The organism is Dyadobacter frigoris (genome assembly GCF_005280585.1).
GTDB lineage: Bacteria > Bacteroidota > Bacteroidia > Cytophagales > Spirosomataceae > Dyadobacter > Dyadobacter frigoris.
Genome location: NZ_SZVO01000003.1, coordinates 335,837 through 356,119 on the forward strand (window position 1 = coordinate 335,837; position 20,283 = coordinate 356,119).

General features: G+C 41.6%; 19 protein-coding genes. 12 read left to right on the plus strand and 7 right to left on the minus strand.

The window, feature by feature from the left end; all coding sequences use genetic code 11:
• Positions 1–12: 12 nt before the first annotated feature.
• The gene (locus tag FDK13_RS08500; protein ID WP_137339551.1) at positions 13–1,134 is read left to right on the plus strand and encodes a PepSY-associated TM helix domain-containing protein; all 1,122 of its coding nucleotides are present in this window, start codon (positions 13–15) and stop codon (positions 1,132–1,134) included.
• Here the strand turns inward: FDK13_RS08500 and FDK13_RS08505 are convergent.
• The 6 genes from FDK13_RS08505 to FDK13_RS08530 all read right to left on the minus strand — a co-directional run bounded on the left by FDK13_RS08505 (position 1,131) and on the right by FDK13_RS08530 (position 6,434).
• Complete coding sequence (locus FDK13_RS08505; protein WP_137339552.1) at positions 1,131–1,322, minus strand: hypothetical protein; 192 nt, start codon at positions 1,320–1,322, stop codon at positions 1,131–1,133. The genes FDK13_RS08500 and FDK13_RS08505 overlap by 4 nt on opposite strands.
• A 96-nt stretch (positions 1,323–1,418) precedes the next feature.
• Entirely contained in the window at positions 1,419–1,550 is a 132-nt protein-coding gene (locus FDK13_RS08510) for a helix-turn-helix domain-containing protein (protein ID WP_137339553.1), read from the minus strand.
• 32 nt (positions 1,551–1,582) lie between these two features.
• Complete coding sequence (locus FDK13_RS08515) at positions 1,583–2,137, minus strand: helix-turn-helix domain-containing protein (protein ID WP_137339554.1); 555 nt, start codon at positions 2,135–2,137, stop codon at positions 1,583–1,585.
• Between the two features lie 170 nt (positions 2,138–2,307).
• The gene (locus FDK13_RS08520; RefSeq protein ID WP_229215966.1) at positions 2,308–3,414 is read right to left on the minus strand and encodes a glycosyltransferase; all 1,107 of its coding nucleotides are present in this window, start codon (positions 3,412–3,414) and stop codon (positions 2,308–2,310) included.
• 257 nt (positions 3,415–3,671) lie between these two features.
• A complete protein-coding gene (locus tag FDK13_RS08525; RefSeq protein ID WP_137339555.1) occupies positions 3,672–4,418 on the minus strand; it encodes a LytR/AlgR family response regulator transcription factor in 747 nt (248 codons plus the stop codon).
• 9 nt (positions 4,419–4,427) lie between these two features.
• A complete protein-coding gene (locus FDK13_RS08530; protein ID WP_137339556.1) occupies positions 4,428–6,434 on the minus strand; it encodes a sensor histidine kinase in 2,007 nt (668 codons plus the stop codon).
• 231 nt (positions 6,435–6,665) lie between these two features.
• Between FDK13_RS08530 and FDK13_RS08535 the strand changes: the two genes are divergently transcribed.
• The 3 genes from FDK13_RS08535 (at position 6,666) to FDK13_RS08545 (ending at position 8,960) form a co-directional block, all read left to right on the plus strand.
• Positions 6,666–7,286: a DUF998 domain-containing protein gene (locus tag FDK13_RS08535; RefSeq protein ID WP_137339557.1), complete on the plus strand. Its 621-nt coding sequence runs from the start codon at positions 6,666–6,668 to the stop codon at positions 7,284–7,286.
• Entirely contained in the window at positions 7,283–7,921 is a 639-nt protein-coding gene (locus FDK13_RS08540) for a hypothetical protein (protein WP_137339558.1), read from the plus strand. Before FDK13_RS08535 ends, FDK13_RS08540 begins: the two co-directional genes overlap by 4 nt.
• An 85-nt stretch (positions 7,922–8,006) precedes the next feature.
• Positions 8,007–8,960 (plus strand): hypothetical protein, encoded by a 954-nt coding sequence (locus tag FDK13_RS08545; protein WP_137339559.1) that lies wholly within the window; start codon positions 8,007–8,009, stop codon positions 8,958–8,960.
• A 195-nt stretch (positions 8,961–9,155) separates the two neighbouring features.
• On the opposite strand, the gene FDK13_RS35720 is transcribed toward FDK13_RS08545, so the two are convergent.
• On the minus strand, positions 9,156–9,668 hold the full coding sequence (locus tag FDK13_RS35720; RefSeq protein WP_181956145.1) for a DUF7678 domain-containing protein: 513 nt from the start codon (positions 9,666–9,668) through the stop codon (positions 9,156–9,158).
• A gap of 456 nt (positions 9,669–10,124) precedes the next feature.
• Between FDK13_RS35720 and FDK13_RS08555 the strand changes: the two genes are divergently transcribed.
• From FDK13_RS08555 to FDK13_RS08590, 8 genes are all read left to right on the plus strand, one after another.
• Complete coding sequence (locus tag FDK13_RS08555; protein ID WP_137339560.1) at positions 10,125–10,796, plus strand: response regulator transcription factor; 672 nt, start codon at positions 10,125–10,127, stop codon at positions 10,794–10,796.
• 11 nt (positions 10,797–10,807) lie between these two features.
• Positions 10,808–12,187 carry a sensor histidine kinase gene (locus FDK13_RS08560; protein ID WP_137339561.1) on the plus strand — a complete coding sequence of 460 codons (1,380 nt, stop codon included), beginning with the start codon at positions 10,808–10,810 and terminating at the stop codon, positions 12,185–12,187.
• 92 nt (positions 12,188–12,279) lie between these two features.
• On the plus strand, positions 12,280–12,720 hold the full coding sequence (locus FDK13_RS08565; protein WP_137339562.1) for a Rieske 2Fe-2S domain-containing protein: 441 nt from the start codon (positions 12,280–12,282) through the stop codon (positions 12,718–12,720).
• Positions 12,721–12,738: 18 nt separating this feature from the next.
• Complete coding sequence (locus FDK13_RS08570; protein WP_170982748.1) at positions 12,739–13,656, plus strand: DUF5777 family beta-barrel protein; 918 nt, start codon at positions 12,739–12,741, stop codon at positions 13,654–13,656.
• Positions 13,646–14,206: a YceI family protein gene (locus tag FDK13_RS08575; protein ID WP_229215967.1), complete on the plus strand. Its 561-nt coding sequence runs from the start codon at positions 13,646–13,648 to the stop codon at positions 14,204–14,206. The genes FDK13_RS08570 and FDK13_RS08575 overlap by 11 nt, the downstream gene beginning before the upstream one ends.
• A 67-nt stretch (positions 14,207–14,273) precedes the next feature.
• The gene (locus FDK13_RS08580) at positions 14,274–14,666 is read left to right on the plus strand and encodes a hypothetical protein (RefSeq protein WP_137339563.1); all 393 of its coding nucleotides are present in this window, start codon (positions 14,274–14,276) and stop codon (positions 14,664–14,666) included.
• 90 nt (positions 14,667–14,756) lie between these two features.
• A complete protein-coding gene (locus tag FDK13_RS08585) occupies positions 14,757–19,112 on the plus strand; it encodes a CusA/CzcA family heavy metal efflux RND transporter (protein ID WP_137339564.1) in 4,356 nt (1,451 codons plus the stop codon).
• Between the two features lie 11 nt (positions 19,113–19,123).
• Complete coding sequence (locus FDK13_RS08590) at positions 19,124–20,254, plus strand: efflux RND transporter periplasmic adaptor subunit (protein ID WP_137339565.1); 1,131 nt, start codon at positions 19,124–19,126, stop codon at positions 20,252–20,254.
• Positions 20,255–20,283 lie beyond the last annotated feature (29 nt).

Here is a 20,283-nt window from a genome sequence, read left to right on the forward strand (position 1 = left end):
ATTTTAAGTAGGATGCTGACAAGAACCGTTACAAAATGGGCATTTAAAGCGCACGGCTGGCTGGGACTGGCAGCAGGAATATTTTTCCTGCTGTTTGGCCTGACAGGCTCAATCCTTATGTTCAGAACTGAGCTCGACAGAAAGATTAATCCCGAACTTCATGAGCTGGCGGTTGGCAGAAAAAAAGTTTCGGTTGATCAGATATATCGAAATTTAGCCGTCCGTTACCCGAACCTGAAAAAAATCGTATTGCACGATTTCCCGCTGGATAGCCACGATAGTTATGAATTTATGATTTATAAAAATCAGCAGGGGAAAACGGAGGGGTATCTTTATTTCGTTTTTGTTGATCCCTACACCGGCAAAGTTTTGCACGAAGGGAATTACAGCGATTTTTCACCTTCGTTTTTTCGCTGGCTGTATCAGTTTCATTACAGCTTGCAACTTGGTATGCCTGGAAAATTGTTCTCAGGGATTGTCGGATTAGTCATGGTATTGTCATTGCTGACAGGCTTGATTATCTATCGGAAACACTTTTGGGATGCATTATTTTTGAAGAATGTATTAAATTTCAAAAACCAGCGAACAGCGGTTTCGTCACTTCACAGAGTTGTTGGCGTTTGGGCGATGGTATTCAATTTGATACTATTTTTCACCGGTTTCTGGATGAATATTGATTTTTTCATGCCTTCCGGTTGGAAAATAAATCCCCCAATCATAAATCAGACAGTCTCCGCGAATATGGATTTCATCATTGATCAGTCAAAAAAGATAAAAGGATTCACGCCGATTGCCGTAACCATGCCTACGGTACACGGACAACAGGTTCTGGTACGGGGAAAATTTGAGAATACAAGCTGGTTTTTATTTCAGGGAAAAGCAAGCGGGATCTCCTTTGATCCGAAAACAGGCAAATTGATCGATATTTCAGACATTGCAAAAAAGAGCCTTTCGGATCGACTGGAATGGCAGATATACCAACTGCACATCGGTAATTTCGGGGGGATTTTTGTCAAAATACTTTATGTACTTATTGGCTTGACACCCGGGTTTCTAAGCGTTACCGGAGCTATGCTTTGGTTGAAAAGGAAAAAGAAAATCAGACCTAAACGAACTGTTTTGGCAAAAATTTAAATCCGATTTTTGCTTCGCTTTTTTTCTTCTCTTCCGGCGCTGTAAACAAATACATAAAGTAGAAGTTCTCCCAGAGGAAAAATAAGTGAAGTCACAATAGCCAACACGGAGCCGGCCATAATGGCCAAGCCTTTTGAAAGTGGGAATTGCGGTTCCACCTGTTCCGCAATTCTGGCTTTATCCTCCATAAAAATTTATTATGATTAAGATCGGCACCAACTCAATTAATTAACATTTGATAAGGTAATAATACTTAACTTATTTACAATAATCACATAATTTAATTAATTATCCTGATATTCATATTCCTTCAAGCCACTTCTAAACTGCGAAGGACTCATTTTGCGCATCGTTTTAAAAAAATGTGACAAGTGGCTTTCATCTGAAAAGCCAAACTCATCTGCAATTTGCTTCATACTCAGCGAAGGAATTTGTAAACGTTTTTCAATCAGTTTAACCGGTAGGACTTCACATATTCACGGTAGCTCATTGCAAATTTCCTTTTGAAATAATCGCTGAAATAGCTGGTTGCAATATTAAAATGTGCAGCTACATTTTTTACCTGAATTAAGGATGGTTCGTAGATATGCTGGTGGATGTAGGAAATGAGTTCTTCTTTTTCCGGCTGACCATCATCAATCCTGATACTGAGTTTTGCCGCCGCTTCTCTTATCAATCCAAAAATGGACAGTATCTGGTAATAGACCAATGGTGATGAGGCAACATCTTTCCGGCAATTGTAGGCAACGATATTTTCCACCGTATTTCTAAGAATGGAAATGTACGACTCTTCCATTTTTAATTTCACTTCTTTCAAAAGCTTATTGCTCATGATTGATTCGGGTGTCGATAAAATAAGTGCGTCTGGCGTATTCATTTTATGACCGGCGAAATAACTGTCGGTAAATTTAATGAAGGTAAAATGTGTACTCTTTGTGATTTCAAAATAATGCTGATCCTGCGGACAAATAATAAAAAGATCAGATTCATCCAGTATGCCCACCGTTGCAAAAGGGACGCCCTTGCACGTTAAAGAATCAAGAATTTCCCATTCAAAACGCCCTGGCCGCCTTTCGCGTCATTAGCCAGAACGGCTATATTGGCCTACCCCAGAAGTTGAGAAGAAATGAGCATTGTAAAAAAGAGTCAATAGAATCTTATCCTTATGAACAACTAGAACTTTTGTAATTTTCCAAGTATTTCATCAACCGCTTCCTTCATTTTTTGATGCTGTAAACCGCCAGAAGCTTCCGCAAATCCGGGACGTTTTAATGCTTCTGAAATATCACTTTCCAGGTCTAATGAGGCTTGTTTTGTTGAAAAAAATAAACCTTGTTTTGACAAATTGGCGGCAAGGTATTCCTGTTCCGACTGGCCGGGTGTTGGAATAAGCAGCGCTTTTTTTTCCATAACCACAAGGTCCATCAGCGTTGAATAACCACTTCGGCAAATAACCAGATCAGCACTGTGCATGAGCTCTTGAAGTTGAAACGCGTTAAGATGCGTATAATAGTCAATTCCCAATGGAAGAACATCAGGCACAGATTCGCCAGGATTTCCGCCGACAACGGTATACCGATATAGCGAATTGCTGGTAATCCGGGACAGAATTTCATATTCCAAAAGGCCTCTTTGCGGTTCCGGGCCTGACAAAAGAACCAGTACCTTACCCTCTTTTACAGTTGACCGGGTTATGTCCGCGTCTAACTGTGAGAGAAGTCCGATATAACGTGCATTGGAAGGTATTTTTTGGGGATGTGAAAGTTCTCCGCCTATGCTGTTTTCATGCTGATGATCCACAACCCAACACTGATCAAACTGCTCTAAAATCTGGCAATGCAGATTCAAAAGCAATCCGTCTATAACGGCACCTGCTCCGGATTTTATTTGTAATTGATGTGTCATGATGACCGAGGGAAGCCCTTCGATTTTCAGACCATACCGGTTGTCGGAAATAACCAGATCGAATTTATATTGCTGCTGAACCTTTGCCAGCCACTTCTTTTCATTTTGTATTGCTTTAAAAATTTTGGGCACCTGCATCAGGATTTTAAAAGCAAAAGTGCCTGCACTCCGGCTGTAACGAATTTTATAACCTTCAATTGGTACTATTGATAACTCAGGAAAATTACTTCTTAAAAGCAAAGCGGCCGCACCTTCGGCAGCAACAGTCACCTCGCACTGCTTTTCAAGCAGATACCGGATGATCGGTATACACCTGGTTGCATGGCCCAAACCCCAGTCCAGTGGTGCTAAAAGTATTTTAAAAGGTTGATTCAACGTTACTTTTTAAATGTTCGCTAAGTTATCTGATTTTTATTTTTTTTCCTCAGGATAAATGGAACAAATACAGACAGTCAAACATTTCAGTTTGTCTTCCAAAATGATCAAACTATTTTTCGAATTGACAAGCAAATACATACGGTGGGCTCTTAGCCAGAATCACAACAAAAGTTGTTTGCGGGATTATTGCTTCTAATGTTTACCACAGCGATTACACTCATTTTATTAGGAGGAAAAGCCAGATTTTATCTGGCTCACAGCCACCCAAATTTTTCAATCAACCGGTCTTTTTGATTACGGGCTACGGGGATATTTTTGTTCGTGGAAAGGATAAGGTAATTGCCGTCCCCGCGGACGTATTTTTTAATATGGTCCAGGTTCACGAGGTATTGCCTGTGTACCCTCAAAAAATTCCTTTCTTCCAGCACTTCCTGTATATCGCCCAGGGTTTTGGCCACGGTATGCTGATGGCCATCCAACATATTAAAACGGGTATAATTGTTATCCGATTCGCAGTAGATCACATTTTTAATTTCAACAAATGTTACCCCGTTCTGGAATGGCAGGGCGATTTTTTCAGGAAGCGATTTTTCGCTCCCGTGCAGCTGGTGTTTCAGCAAATTAAGCTGTTGCTTGTCGGGCCATTTGCGATTTTCTGCTTTTTCAACGGCTACTTTAAGGTCTTTCCCGTCGATAGGTTTCAGCAAATAATCCAGCGCACTAAACCGGAAAGCTTTAACGGCAAACTGATCATACGCAGTAACAAAAACGAGACTGAAATTGATATGTCCTATCTTTTCCAGTAGCTGAAACCCGTTCATCTGCGGCATTTCAATATCCAGGAAAACAATGTCGGGGTGCAGTTCTGTAATTTTTCCGAGGCCCTCATGGCTTTCGGTGCATTCTGCAACTACCTGTACTTGTGGACAATACATTTTTAATTGTAATGCCAAAAGCTTTACACAATCCGGTTCGTCGTCTATTATTACAGCTTTTAACATATCAGCGGATCATACCGGTATTTGAATAGTCACTTTTGTTCCGCACACCTGATTCATTGCGTCTCTGATATCCGTAATTTTCACATCGGCCTTCACCTGATACACCTGATTGATAATATCCAGCCTTTCAGATGTCATTTTCAAACCGTATGATTTTTGACGCGTTGCCGATTTGCTTTTATATTTTGCAGCCAGTTGCCGCCCCACGCCATTGTCAGTAATTTCGATATGCAGCAGATCTTCAAATGGCTGTGTAACATCCACCCTGATATTTCCACCTTCCTTTTTGTGCATTAAACCATGCCATATCGCATTCTCGACATAAGGCTGTAAAAGCAGCGGCGGGATGTCTGTGTATTGCTGGTCTATGCCCGGCTCGATGTTAATTTCGTAATGTACTTTGTTTTTAAACCGCATGGCTTCCAGCTCAATATACAAACGAAGCGTTTCCAGTTCTTTTTGCAATGTCACTTTTTCAGACTGCGAATTTTCCAATACCAGTCTGATGAGTTGGGAGAAAATTGTCAGGTATTCAGATGCGGTTTGCGAATCATTCTCGAGGGTATAAAGCTTGATCGAATTGAGGCAATTGAATATAAAATGCGGATTCATTTGTGCCCTGAGCGCAGTCATTTCAGTTTCGGCAATTTTTTGTTCAAACTCGGTTTGCACCTGTTTTATTTTCTGCGCCTCGCTGATACTGCCTTGCAATTGAAGTTCGCGGCTTTTTTTATTCAATTCATTTTCAAGTTGCATGGCATATGTTTTTTGTAATTCATTTTTCTCTATCAAAACAAGCTTGGCGCGGTAAGATAAGGCAAATGAAAAACAGATAGCCTCTACCGTCAAGCCCAAAATCAAAAAGGCTGGAACAAAAACGAGGACTAAAAATAATTCATTGACTCTAAAAGGAATCAAACCCAAAATACCTGTAATGGGAACACACCATAACAGCAAAAAACTAACCAATCCACCAGCCAGGAACCACTTTACAGAATCTTTGCTCAGGGCTGTCAGTACCAATAAAATAAGGTGCATGACAATGACCGGAGCCAGTGATATGAAGATTTCATAATAGTCAGGGTTAAAGATAAACCAACCCCAACGCACCTGTAAAAGCTCAATGATCATTTGCATGATGGCTATCCCCACCAGCACTTTAACGACCATCCAGCTTTTCTTGAAGTGTACCGGTAATTTCAGCATACTTCCCACAAAAAATGTATAAAGGACAGGTATTAAAAAAAGATAGAAAGAAAAAATAACGTCGCGGACAAAGGCGGGAAAGAGCATAAACTGCAACCGGATATCGATCCAGTACATGGCCGTGATCAGCGAAGCAATGGTATAACTGATATACCACACAAAGGAACCATCGCGGTACAGGTAGTACTGGTAAGTTGCGTAAATGCTGATAAAAAAAAGGCACCCCAGCAATGCTGATAACAACAGGAACAGGTATCTGTCCAGGTTGGCACCTACTGCCGCATCATGGGCGGCAAGATAGGGCGTTTTCAGGAAAATCCCGGGCGGTGCAACCTGCTCTTTACGATCCACATTACGCACCCAGTAAGTCTCTGTACTAAGCGGCAAGATTAAAATTGGCAAGCCAAAACGATTGATTAAGGGAACATCCGCCTGAAACGCGCCGGCAACAACCGCAAGCGTGTCACGGACATACAAGCGCGTGAAGTAATGCATACCCGCATCAATTCTCAGCGAAATGGTATCGGAGCCGGATGTATTCCTGATTGTGAATTTATGCCATTGGATAACAAGCGGACGGTTGGAAAATCTCCACTGGCGGAGTTCCTGAGTATAGGGAACGAAAGCCTGCTTTTTAGCTTCGTTAAATGTGAGCGGATGGTCGCTGATTTCTTCAAAAAACAAACTTCTACCGGCAATATCTAATGTGTTTTTCAAATCAGGCTGGCCATTAAACACGATCGTATCCTGAGCAATGACGCCCAGGGCAGTAAAAATGCAAAGGAACGTTAAAAACAGAATTCGGCTCATAGGGACGCTTGGATTATTAAACTTACCGAAAGCAAATAGTATTACCTAGACCGGATTGCGAAAGGCAGGTTTTTTGAGGCAGTGGTAAATAAACCGCCTTTTCTTTGCCTTCCTAAATGAAAACCGCTACCCCCTAACAAAACCTGCTGCTTACAATAAACCCTTTGACCGGCATTTTTAAATACCCGAATTTTATTGGGATTTCAACAGATTCTTTCAACAAAAAAAGAAATGAGTTACGGCAAAATGATAGCGGTTACCGGCTTAGGCAGCCATCTGCTTTTCCTGTTCATTTTCACCATCGTGCATTTTATTCGGCCAGACAAGAGCGTACTTGCCAGCTTTGTAAGTGAATATGCGCTGGGGGAATATGGATGGCTGATGACCCTTGGATTCCTTTTCATCGGTGTAGGGGCAATATGCCTGATTATCGGGCTGTTCAGTAGTATGAAGCCATCGAAAACTGCTGCAATTACCTTGTGCATTTGGTGCATAGGCACTTTTACTTTTTCGGTGTTTCCCACGGACCTTCCGGGTGATCGGCCCACAACGGAAGGTTTAATTCATGGCTTGTCCGCGCTTTTTGCTCTACTGAATCTGTCCGTGGCGATGATTGCCTGGGGCTTTACTTTCGATAAGTATGACAACTGGCGCCACATGGCAAAACTTTCCTGGTTTTTCGGGGCCATCAGCACTGCGTTATTCATTGGTTTTTTACTTAGCGCTCCTCAGCTGCGAGGGCTTACCGAAAGAATCCTCATCATTTTAGATATAACCTGGATTATCCTGGTAATCAGAAAATTATACACAATTGAAATCACAAGTTCTTTAAATTCAAAACCATCAATATGAAACGTTTCCTCTTCCCTTTAAGCGCTTTAATGCTAGTATTATCAGCCTGTGATAAAAAAGTGGATCATCAGGCTTATTTGCTATCCAAAGCAGATTCTTCCGCCCTTGATTTAACCGGTAATCCTGAAATAAGGAAAGAGGTGATTGCTTACATGCACGCCATTGCGCCGGACAAACCTGCGTCTGGTCAGATCACTTCGGGATGCGGCGACGACCTTGTTGCCGTGGGACCGGAAGGGCTGAGGTCGATCAGCGGGGGTGTTTGGAAAAAGAATACCGAGCAGGATGGTATATCCTTCAAAAGTGTCATTGTGGTTCCCGGCACCGAAATAGTCAGGCTGTATAACGATGGAAAAACAGCCGTTAGAAATGTACTGCTGGATGTAACCTTAAACACGCCGGTTGGCGAGATGAACCTGGATGTCATGCGCCTGGAAACATACATCAAAAAGGGTGACCAGTGGTGTATGATCGCCGGACAGGGAACAATGCCATTTGACCGGATGGATGTCATGAAAACTTTGATTATTCGTCTGGCACTGGCATTTACATCAGGCCTGCTGATCATGTTTCTTATCATGAAAAGAAAATTAAACAAACTAAAACGCAGGCAATCCGGCTTTTCGTCTATCTGAAAAATATAAAAATGCCTGCCAGTTAACCGCCCTGGCTTCCCGATATGAAATATTAAACTCCCTTTCAAAAAATCAAAATATGGAAATGTCAGAAACAAAAAAGAATCCACTAACGTCGATAATTATTGCGGTGATCACCGCTTTCTATCTGGTCAGCTTTTATTACCTGAGTACGATCACGTCCAATTACTTGATCGTATATCCTTCGTTTACCCAAATTCATGAGCATTACGACGCCTACATGGGCGTTTTCAATGCTTCGTCAAGAATCCTGATGATTTATTCTTCCGTTGGTTTGCTTTCAATTTCCGTTTTATTGCTCTGGTTCCGTCCCGACTCATTTCCCCGAATAGCCATATGGATTACCATTATACTAAGTGCCGTTTCTGTCTGCGCCACCTTGTTTTTTATTCTTCCAATGCAATTATCGCTATGGATCAAGGGTTTTGATGCCGAAGTTTATCGGCGTTTGGTACAGGTAAGTTTTTACTTTCAAATCATTCCTTCTTCCTTGCAGATTTTGATAGCATTCTGGTTACTCAACCGGTTTCTGTCCGATATCAAATTTGTAAGCCGCTGGATATTTATCCTGCTCTTTACGATTACCTGCTGGACAACCAACTATAACCCTTTGATCGAGTACTCGTTATATACACCCGTCGGTGCCAAAGATTGGCTGTCTTTCAGAGCTGCGATCGTATCACCAAAATTCATTATATTCCTGTTTGTGGCTTTCATGCCCATGTTACTGACCATTCCAATGTTTTGGCTTCGTCCGAAAAGCATCCCCAAACTGTTTGTAGTCGTGTACGGACTGGCTATATTCTGGATTTTCTTTATCAGTTTCAGTTACATCGCGGTAGACTTGCAGGGCTATTTGACCCACAACTATTCGCGTCCAAAAATTGAAGAACTTATCAACAGCGATTTTCAGTTCAGAGGACTGCCTGCCATGCTGCTCACTTTGATGGCCTCCTGGATGTTTGTAAAAATCGGGCAGCAGAAGATCCTTGAAGAAGAGCTCAAATCAGAAAATTAAAGGCAGTTCTTTCAACTATTTTTTCAATTTACATAACATTATAATTCATGCCGGGGACGGAATTGTAATCAGGCCAGGTTGAAACACAATTTTGCCTGGGTGAAATTTTTCATTTCGCAGCAATTTGAAATTGGAAAATTTGTCTAATCTATTACCGCCACATTTTTAAAATGAGGCACGCATTTGACAAAAAGATTAATTCTTGATATCTAAAATTTTATTTTTTATAAAACGATCCGCATCATGTTCAATCCATGACTTGGTCTTGTTGTAATATGGCTTGGCAATTCTACTAGGCCGTATATCCCAGCCACGATCGTAATTGACAATGCAGGACGCAAGGAAATTATTGCTACTTTCTTTTACAACCGGATCCCATATTGAAAACTTGGAAATCCTTCCCTTCTCAATTCCCCACTTGGAGTTTTCTCCTAACAGCAATGCAGAAAACGCATATTTATCTACCAGACCTGAAATCCAATAAGCGCCCGGCATACCAGATTCTCTTACAGATTCGGTAAAACTGACAGTCAGATCAGTTTCTTTGACCAGCGAAAAATCAGCTTTCTGATTTTTCAAATATTGTTCCACCGCTTTTCTTAGATGTTCTGAAAAATCGATCCCGTCATATTCGCTAAGCTGTTCCAAACCTCTCAACTGAAAGAGCGTGAGGTAAATACTTTTGCGAAACAATTTTGGTTTATCCATTATCATATTGTCGATTTTGGTAGATACATAAGGTTGAGAAAGCGGTTGATTAACGGACGCAGAACTCTAACTTTCTAGAACGGAGCTTGGCAATTAGAAGGGTTGTCAATAAGCTTCCTATGTGTTTTGAGAGCAGTTACACCACTTTGGATTCTTTGGCAAAAACAGCCTGGCAACCAGTATTCATACGAAAATGCAGGAAAAAACATCAAGTTGAAATGTAAAAAGTAAATCTTAAGAGAATCTTAAGAAACAGCTGAGACTTACCAAACCACTGCGCCCGGAACTTATCCCTCCCTGCAAATCACTTTTTTCTTCATTGCCTGGAAATACTTTTTAAGATGATCTTAAGACTTATTTTAAATAGATTACCATTTGCGAATGCTTACTTTACATAAAATTGGAACCCCTAATACCGACATTGCCAACAAGTTAATTTCCTTAACAAAAACGGACATGAGAATCCTTATTATAGAAGATGAAACAGGTATACTGAATTTTCTAAAGCAAGGGCTTGAAGAGGAATCTTATGCAGTAGACATGGCCATGGATGGGCACAAGGGACTGGAAATGGCCTTATCCGGTGAATATGACCTTCTTTTGATCGACTGGATGTTGCCGGGGATCAGCGGAATTGAAGTATGCCGTGAATTCAGGAAACTACATCCAAAAACACCTGTGATTTTTCTGACGGCCCGGGATACCGTCCAGGATACTATTTTCGGTCTTCAGGCCGGCGCCAATGACTATATCAAAAAACCATTCAGCTTTGAAGAGCTTTTGGAAAGAATAAAAGTACAGCTTAGGCCACAAAGTGGTGAACAAGCAGAATTCACACTCGGCCCTATCCGGATTGATACACAGTCGCATCAGGTTTTTAAGGCAAGTGAAGAAATAAAACTTACCCAGAAAGAATTCGGTCTGCTGGAATATTTAATAAGAAATAAAGGAAAAGTATGCCGCAGGTCCCGAATCATCGAAAGCGTCTGGGACATTCATTTTGAGTACAACACCGGCGTGATCGACGTGTATATTAACTCCCTGCGCAAAAAACTAAAACTGGCCAAGGAAGAAGATTACATACAAACCATCCGGGGCGTCGGATACATAGCCAAAGATATTTACTGAAGTCAAATCTTATGACCACTTCTTTCAAAAATAAAATTGCACTCAATTTCACATTGAGCACGGCACTCCTGATTGCCGTGGTTTTTCTGGTCATTTATTCTATCGTTAATCTTACGGTTTTCGGTCGACTTGAAAAAGATCTGAGCTTTGAGGCAAAAGAGCATCTCGAAGAATTGGGGATAAAAAATGGAATACCATATTTCGAAGACAAAATTGAATGGCTTGAAAGAGAGCACCTGTTCCTGGAAATAAACCCGATTTTCGTTCAGCTTTCGGGCCTTGATGGTAAAGTCATAGACAAATCACCAAACCTGAAAACGGATGAATTAAAGCCGGATTTTTCAAAAACGGATATGGAATTTTTTCGGACCAAACTTCTTGGAAGAAGTATCGGGCAAATGCAGATCATTGTAAAAGAGAAATCGAAGAAAGTCGGTTATCTGGTTGTTGCCTTCCCGATTGACGAGTCAGAAAGGGTCATGTCCAATCTTCAGGCCGTTCTACTGATTTCATTTCCGGCAGTACTTCTGCTGCTGTTTCTGATTACCCGATACATGGCCGGGCGCAGCATTGAGCCGGTGCTGAGTGTTATTGATACAGCAGATAAAATTACAAACGAAAATCTTACTGCGCGAATCCCCTTACCGGCCCGGAAGGACGAACTTAAAAAGCTTGTTATCACCATTAATGCGCTGATGGACCGGATTGAAAATGCGGTAGATCGTGAAAAACAATTCACCTCAGATGCATCCCACGAACTCAGGACACCGCTTGCGATTATTAAGGGAACGTTGGAAGTTTTGATCAGAAAACCCAGAACTTCCCAGGAATATATAGACAAAGTTTCATACTGCATCAACGAAATTAACCGCATCAATTACCTGGTTGACCAACTTCTTTTATTGGCTCGCTTTGAGAGCCAGAAGAAAGCCATGGATTCGCAGAGAATTGATCTTTCCGAACTGACTGAGGTTATTTTGATTAGACAACAGGAAAAAATCCTTGCAAAAAGCCTTTCAATTACACTCAAAACCGACGACAGGCATGTAGTATATTCGGACCCATACATGCTGGATATCATCATTGAAAACCTGATCTCCAACGCTGTGAAATATTCCAGTAACTTTGACAACATCATGGTTTATATCAATCTGGAAAATCAAAAACCGGTTTATAAAATTATTGATCATGGAATCGGCATTGCGCCAGCGGAAATTGAAAAAATCAAAGAACCCTTTTACCGGTCCAACCCGCTAGGGCATCCGGAAATTAAAGGAAATGGGCTTGGCCTTTCTATCGTAAAGCGCATGAGCGAACTGTTAAATCTTGACTTTTTGATCGAAAGTGAATTAAATAAAGGAACCTCAGTTTCGCTCATTTTCAATTCTTAAGCAAACCTTAAGAAATCTTTTAGGAACCATTAAGAATCGGGCTGATACATTTGATCTGTAAAAAAGATCAGTATCTAACCTGCGAAAAGTTCATGGATATTTCAAAAAGTGAGTCCAATATCAACCGTCACGAATTTTTAAGAAAAATAGGTTTTGCAGGATCGGCACTGGCAGCTGTATACTTTGCCGGGCATCTTCAATCCTGTACCAACGATCGTGTTAATCCCGCTCCTACCAATCTTACGCTGGATTTGACATCTTCTGAAAATGCCGCGTTAAAAACAAACGGTGGCTATGTAATTAAAGACGGCGTTGTAATAGCCCGAAGTAATACCGGCGCTTACATTGCTGCTACACTTACATGCAGCCATGAAGGCAAAAATCAGATAACCTACCAGACAGATCATTTTTACTGCACTGCACATGGCGCCAAATACGATAACACCGGAAAAGGACTGAACAGTGAAGGAAAAAACGGCATTGCTGTCTACACCACCAGCCTTACAGGAAATATTCTTACCGTAACTGCCTAATCTAAAACTTCCTTTATTATGTTGAAAAGACTTTTTGTCATTGGGATGATCCTGACCAGCAGTGCCGCATTTGCTCAGAACGATTTATTAAAAGAGCTTGATCAGGTTCAGGATTCAGTAGTGAATTATAGCGCTGCTACTTTCAAAGGCACCCGGATTATTAATGGACATTCCGTTGAAACGGTTGGAAAAAACAACCTGGATTTTATCATTTCCCACCGGTTTGGGGCAGTAAATTCCGGTGCTCAAAACTTTTTCGGATTGGATGAATCCCAGATCCGGTTGGCTCTGGAATACGGATTAACGGATCGGTTGATGATCGGTGTCGGCAGAAGCAGTTATCAGAAAACACTGGATTTCTTTGCCAAATACCGGCTTTTAAAACAATCTACGGGAGCGAGAAATATGCCGGTTTCGGTTACCCTTTTCGCCAGTGATGCGCATAACTCGACTACTTCCTCCACGGAGCTGCCTTTTTATACGATCATGCAGCGCCAGACGTATACCTTTCAGGCACTGATTGCACGGAAGTTTAATGATAAATTATCGCTTCAATTGAGTCCAACGGTCATCCACAGAAATCTGGCTGAAAACCAGATCGATGCCAACACCATTTATTCATTGGGTATGGGCGGGCGCTATAAACTTACCAAGCGAACCTCTTTTAACGTAGAATATTGGTATACACCCAAAACCTTCGCCGGTACAACCCAGCGCGATCCAAGATTCACCAATACGTTATCACTTGGTTTTGATATTGAAACAGGCGGCCACGTATTTCAGCTTCACCTGACAAATTCAAGAGGAATGATCGAGAAACAGTTCATCGGACAAACCACCGGAAAATGGAATAACGGCGACATTTTCTATGGTTTTAATATTTCAAGAACATTCAGTTTTGACAAAAACAGAAAACGCAAATCCAATGCATACTAAAACCTTCCGGATCGTGCTGGCTTTGATGATCAGCCAGCTGCTCGTTATTACCTGTTTTGGACAATTATATATGACAAAAACAGGTCAAAGCAGCTTCTTTTCAGAAACACCGCTTGAAAATATTGCGGCTGTAAATAATCAGGTGATTGTAATACTGAATACGGCAAATGGCGAAATTGCCATTAAGATGCCCCAGCGCGGATTTCATTTTCCAAACAAGCTGATGGAAGAACATTTTAACGAAAACTATATGGAGACGGAAAAATATCCGTCGGCCGTTTTTGCCGGAAAAATAAAGGAATCAGTAGATTATAGTAAGGATGGAAATTATGCCGTCAACGTCGACGGGATTCTGGATATGCACGGCGTGAAACAAAACAGAAGCTTCAAAGGGCAAATCACTATTGCAGGAGGACAAATCACGCTGACTTCTGCTTTTGACATAAAGCTGACTGATCATAAAATTGAAGTACCAACCCTGGTTTTGGCTAAAATTGCCGAGTCGATTGCCGTGAAAAACAAATTTGTTCTAACCCCTAAAAAGGCGTAAAAAAACGAATCGCACTTCCGATTAAAATTTTAACTATTTTCACAAATAAAAAAAGATTGCTAACGGTTTGAAAAAACTAATTTCCATATCGTTTCTGATGATTTATCTGCTTTCAACTTCCGAGTTGGTTGAGCTGGTAAAACTTCCCGTGCTCTTTCATCATTTTCAGCAGCATAAGAAATGGGATGACAAAATCACCTTTTTTGAATTTCTGACAGAGCACTACGCAGAAAGTATTGCCGACAATGCCGATTACGATCTGGATAAAAAGCTTCCTTTTAAAACGAACACGGATCATACCTCGGGTAATATATGGATTGCTCCGGTTACAGTAGTTCAGTCGTATATTTTCAAAATAAATCCAACGTTTTTTCCTCAAAAACAAGTGTTTACCTACAAGGATGGAGCGCTTCTTTCCTTTGTTCTTTCCAGCATCTGGCAACCGCCAAAATCTTTTTAATACACGTACTGATTTATCTATGCATACAGTGTAATTACGTACTGTCAGAAAGTGCATTTATCTCTAATCGCTGATTTAGAAAGACAAAATATGCTTAATAAAATTATTGGGTTTGCCGTTGGCAACAAACTCATCGTGGGTTTGTTTGTCATAGGCCTGGTAATCTATGGAGGCTTTGAACTCACCAGGCTCCCCATCGACGCCGTCCCGGACATTACGAATAATCAGGTGCAGGTGATCACCGTTGCACCTTCTTTTGGCGCTACCGACATTGAAAGGCTGGTTACTTTTCCGATCGAACAGGCCAACAATAATATTGCCGGATTGAAGGAAATACGAAGTTTTTCCCGTTTCGGCTTGTCGCTTGTCACCATCGTTTTTGATGATGCCACTGACATTTACTGGGCCAGACAGCAGGTTTCCGAACGACTTTTAAAAGTACAATCCCAGATACCAAAAGGCATCGGTAATCCCGAGCTTGGCCCGATCAGTACCGGACTTGGGGAAATTTACCAATATGTGGTTCGGCCAAAAGAAGGCTATGAACACCGCTACAATGAAACGGATCTTCGCACGATTCAGGACTGGATCGTACGGCGTCAGCTTCTCGGTGTCAAAGGAGTGGCAGAAGTGAGTAGTTTCGGAGGAAAATTAAAGCAGTATTCCATTGAAATTGACCCTGACAAACTTTTGTCTTACAACCTGACAATCAATGATATTTTCACTGCGCTGGAAACGAATAACGAAAATACCGGCGGTGCATACATCGAAAAGGGACCAACAGTACTTTACATTCGCAGTGAAGGGCTGGTTGAAAATACAGAAGACATTAAAAATATTGCCGTAAAAAACCTTGCAGACGGTCAGCCACTTTTTATCCGGGATGTAGCCGATGTGAAAATAGGCTTTGCAACACGTTACGGAGCAATGACTTACAACGATAAAGGGGAAGTTTCCGGTGCGGTAGTCATGATGTTGAAAGGCGCAAACAGCAGTGAAGTAATTAAAAATGTTAAGGAAAGAGTCGCTCAGATTCAGAAAACTTTGCCGGAAGGTATTGTCATTGAACCCTTTCTGGATAGAACTAAGATGGTTAATAATGCCATCAGCACCGTTTCGCGCAATCTTATGGAAGGCGCACTGATCGTTATTTTTGTACTCGTTCTTTTCCTTGGAAATTTCAGAGCTGGTTTACTGGTGGCATCGGTGATTCCGCTGGCGATGCTTTTTGCAGTGATCATGATGAATACGTTTGGCGTCAGTGGAAATTTAATGAGCCTCGGCGCGCTGGATTTTGGATTGATTGTAGACGGAGCCGTTATTATCGTCGAAGCCGTGATGCATCAGATTGCGCATAACAAAAAATTCGCCGGACTGACAAGCATTTCGCAAACACAAATGGATGAGGAAGTAAATGAATCCGCCGACCGGATGATGAACAGTGCGGTTTTCGGTCAGGTCATTATCCTGATCGTGTATCTCCCTATTTTCACCTTGCAGGGAATTGAAGGGAAAATGTTCAAACCGATGGCACAGACGGTTGCATTCGCTCTTTTAGGTGCATTCATTTTATCTCTGACTTACATTCCGATGATGAGTTCCGTTTTTCTAAGTAAAAAAATAAAAACAGAACCCGGCTTTTCTGACCGGATCATGAGTAAGCTTTCTGCAAAATACACGCAGGTTTTGCAGCGTGTTATCAATTATCCAAAGATAATCCTGATTTCCGTTTTGGTGCTTTTTTGTAGTGCAATTTATCTATTGACCACACTCGGAGGAGAATTTATTCCTTCTTTGGAAGAGGGAGATTTTGCGGTTGATACCCGGGTTCTGACGGGCAGCAACATTTCCACAACCATTGAAAATACGACAAAAGCAGCACATATTTTAAAAACACAATTTCCGGAAGTTGAAAAAGTTGTCACTAAAATAGGCAGTGGAGAAGTTCCCACCGATCCCATGCCGATGGAAGCCAGTGATATGATGGTTATTTTAAAAGATAAAAGTGAGTGGACTTCTGCAAAAAATTTCCCCGAGCTGACAGATAAAATGAGTAACGCATTAAAAGTAATTCCCGGTATCACAGCTGGTTTTCAATATCCGGTTCAAATGCGTTTCAATGAACTAATGACAGGCGCCCGGCAGGATGTGGTTTGCAAAATCTATGGAGAAGATCTGGATAGCCTGGCTAAATATGCCAAAAAACTTGGATCGCTTGTTAATAAAGTTGATGGAGCCAAAGATCTGTATGTTGAGGCGGTCGCCGGCCTTCCTCAAATCACAGTTACCTACAACAGACAGGCACTTGCACAATATGGACTGAACATTACTTCGATCAACAAAATTGTTAATACGGCCCTTGCAGGACAAAGCACCGGGATGGTTTTCGAAGGAGAAAAGCGCTTTGAACTGGTTGTAAGATTAAGGGGTGAAAAGAAGCAAAACCTGGACGATATCCGTAACCTTCTGATTCCAGGCACCAACGGAACCCAAATCCCGCTTTATCAGCTGGCAGAAGTTAAAATAAAAGACGGACCAAACCAGATTCAAAGGGAAGATGCCAAAAGACGCATTATTGTTGGTTTCAACATCGCCGGAAGAGATGTGCAAAGTATTGTCAATGAACTGCAATTGAAAGTAAACCAAAGTTTGAAATTACCAACGGGATATTATGTCACATACGGAGGCTCGTTTGAAAATCTGAATGCCGCCAAAGATCGTCTGATGATAGCCGTTCCAATTTCACTCGCCTTAATTTTTGTCTTACTGTTTTTTGCTTTCAATTCTGTCAAAGAAGGACTTCTGATTTATTCAGCCATACCTCTTTCTGCTATCGGCGGGATCTTTTTCCTTGCTCTGCGCGGCATGCCATTTAGTATCAGTGCAGGAATCGGTTTCATTGCACTTTTTGGCGTAGCGGTTTTGAACGGAATTGTGCTGGTTGCTGAGTTTAACAGAATTAGAAAAGAAGGGGAAAAAGATATTCGAAAAGCAGTTCTTGAAGGTACACAAAATCGGCTTCGCCCCGTTTTGATGACTGCTTTCGTGGCTTCGCTTGGCTTTTTCCCAATGGCGATCAGCAACGGTGCAGGTGCCGAAGTGCAAAGACCACTGGCCACAGTAGTGATCGGCGGACTTTTGGTAGCGACATTTCTGACGCTTTTTGTTCTTCCGGTTCTCTATATGTTTTTCGAAAACGGTTTTAAATTTAAAACGGGTAGTAAAGCAGCTTTGTTACTGCTTATCATCTCGGTATTTGCCGTTGTACATCCTTCTAAAAGTCTTTCACAAAACAGGATCGATCTGAAAACCGCACAGCAAATGGCTATTGCCAATAACCAAAACCTGAAAACGGAAAAACTTCGCACCGAATATCAGAAAGCGTTGGTACGAACGGCGGCAGTTGTTCCTCAAACTACGGTGCAATTGGAAGGTGGGCAAATCAACAGTTTTTATACGGATACCCGTATCAACCTAACGCAGTCGTTTAGCCTTCCTGTTGTTTATGCCAAACAAAAAAATCTCTTGCAAAGCGAACTTGCGTTGAGTGTGCTGAATGTTGCCGTGCGGGAAAGCGAGCTGAAAAGAAATGTGGCCCAGGTTTATTATCTTTTTGTTTATCAAAACAAAAAAAGAGAACTTCTCAAATCACTGGACAGTCTTTACAGCGGTTTTTACCAAAGAGCCCGGCAGCGGTTTGAAAAAGGAGAAAGTGATATTTTGGAAAAAACCACGGTAGAATCTCAGCTGGCGGATATCCGGATGCAAAGCCAACAGCTTGAATCAGACCTGAACTTATCCAGGTTACAGTTTCAGCTACTGCTTAATACCACAACAGACTTTCAGCCACAAACAGAAGATAGATATGTTTTTGCATCAGGCTTGGATTCGGCCGCGTTGGACAATCATCCCCAAATGCACTATTTGATGCAACAACAGGAAATAGCCGCTGCGACGATTGATGTCGAAAAATCGAAGCTTTTGCCACAGCTCAATGTGGGCTACAACAATATGAGCATGCGTGGAACCGGGGCCAATGATAAAAGCTATACAGCTTCCCAGCGGTTTCAGTCCGCGCAGATCGGCGTTGGTATTCCGATTTTTGCAGGAGCCCAGAAAGCCCGGATCAACAGTGCCCGGATCAATCAGGATATTATGCGTCAAAGTTATCAGGCTGGTGCCCAGTCTCTGAAATCGCAATATTTATCTACTTTGACCGAATACCGGAAGTTTTTGACTGCCGTACAGTATTATGAAACAACCGGGCTTGCCAATGCTTCGCTGATCACAAAAACGGCCAACGAGCAGCTTGCAGGCGGCAGCATCAATTACCTCCAATGGGCGCAGCTGATCAGTCACGCCACCACAATCCGGAGCAATTATCTGGATATGGTAATGAACCTGAACAGCAAAGCCATTGAACTTAGTTATTATCTGGAAAATTAAAATCGCCCGACATGAAATACCTGATATATGCAGCCGTCATCAGCATTGCGTTATCCTGTTCAAAAAAGGAAGAGAATCAGTCTTCCGCGACAGATAAACCAATAAATGAGAATGTTGCTTCACTTAATAAAGAACAAATTCAGGATGCCGGAATTAAAACGGCACTTCCTGAAAAAAAACAGATCTCTGAAATTCTGAAACTGAATGGAAAAATAGATGTGCCGCCGCAAAACATCGTTTCCATCAGTGTGCCTTTGGGCGGATATTTGAAAACAACACGGCTTTTGCCTGGTACTCCAGTAAGAAAAGGAGAAATTCTGGCCGTCATGGAAGACCAGCAGTATATCCAGTTGCAGCAGGATTACCTGACAGGAAAGGCGAAAGTAGCTTTTCTGGAAAGTGATTATTTACGCCAAAAGGAACTGAATAAAAGTAAATCCAGCAGCGACAAAATATTTCAGCAGGCCGAAGCGGATTACCTCAGCCAGCAGGTGATGATGAAATCGCTTTATGAAAAATTGCGCCTGGCGGGTATTAATCCTGATAAATTATCGAAAGATAATATTTCGCGAAGTGTCAATATTTACTCGCCTATCAACGGCTATGTGTCCAAAGTAAATGTCAATATAGGCAAATATGTGTCGCCAACGGAGGTATTGTTTGAACTGATAAATCCAACAGATATTCATCTTGCCCTTAAAGTTTTTGAAAAGGATCTTGACAAAATAAAAAAGGGACAGCACCTTTTGGCCTATACCAACAACGCGCCTCACAAAAAGTACGAATGTGAGATAATACTGATCAGCAAAGACCTTTCCATGGAAAGAACTGCTGAGATCCACTCCCATTTTGAGCGTTATGAACCCGGACTTTTACCGGGAATGTTCATGAACGCTGACATTGAACTGGATAGGCGGACAGTACTTGTGCTGCCGGACGATGCGATTGTAACCTATGAAGAAAAACAATTTGTATTTATCCCAAAAGGTGAAAACAAATTTGAAATGAAAGAGGTTAAAACCGGCACTAATGAAAACGGTTTTACGGAGATTATCACCAAAGAAAATCTTGACAAACAGGCCTGTGTAGTAAAAGGTGCTTATTCGCTTTTGATGTCACTTAAAAATAAATCTGAAGATTAGAAGGGAGGGATTTTAACATCCCTCCTACC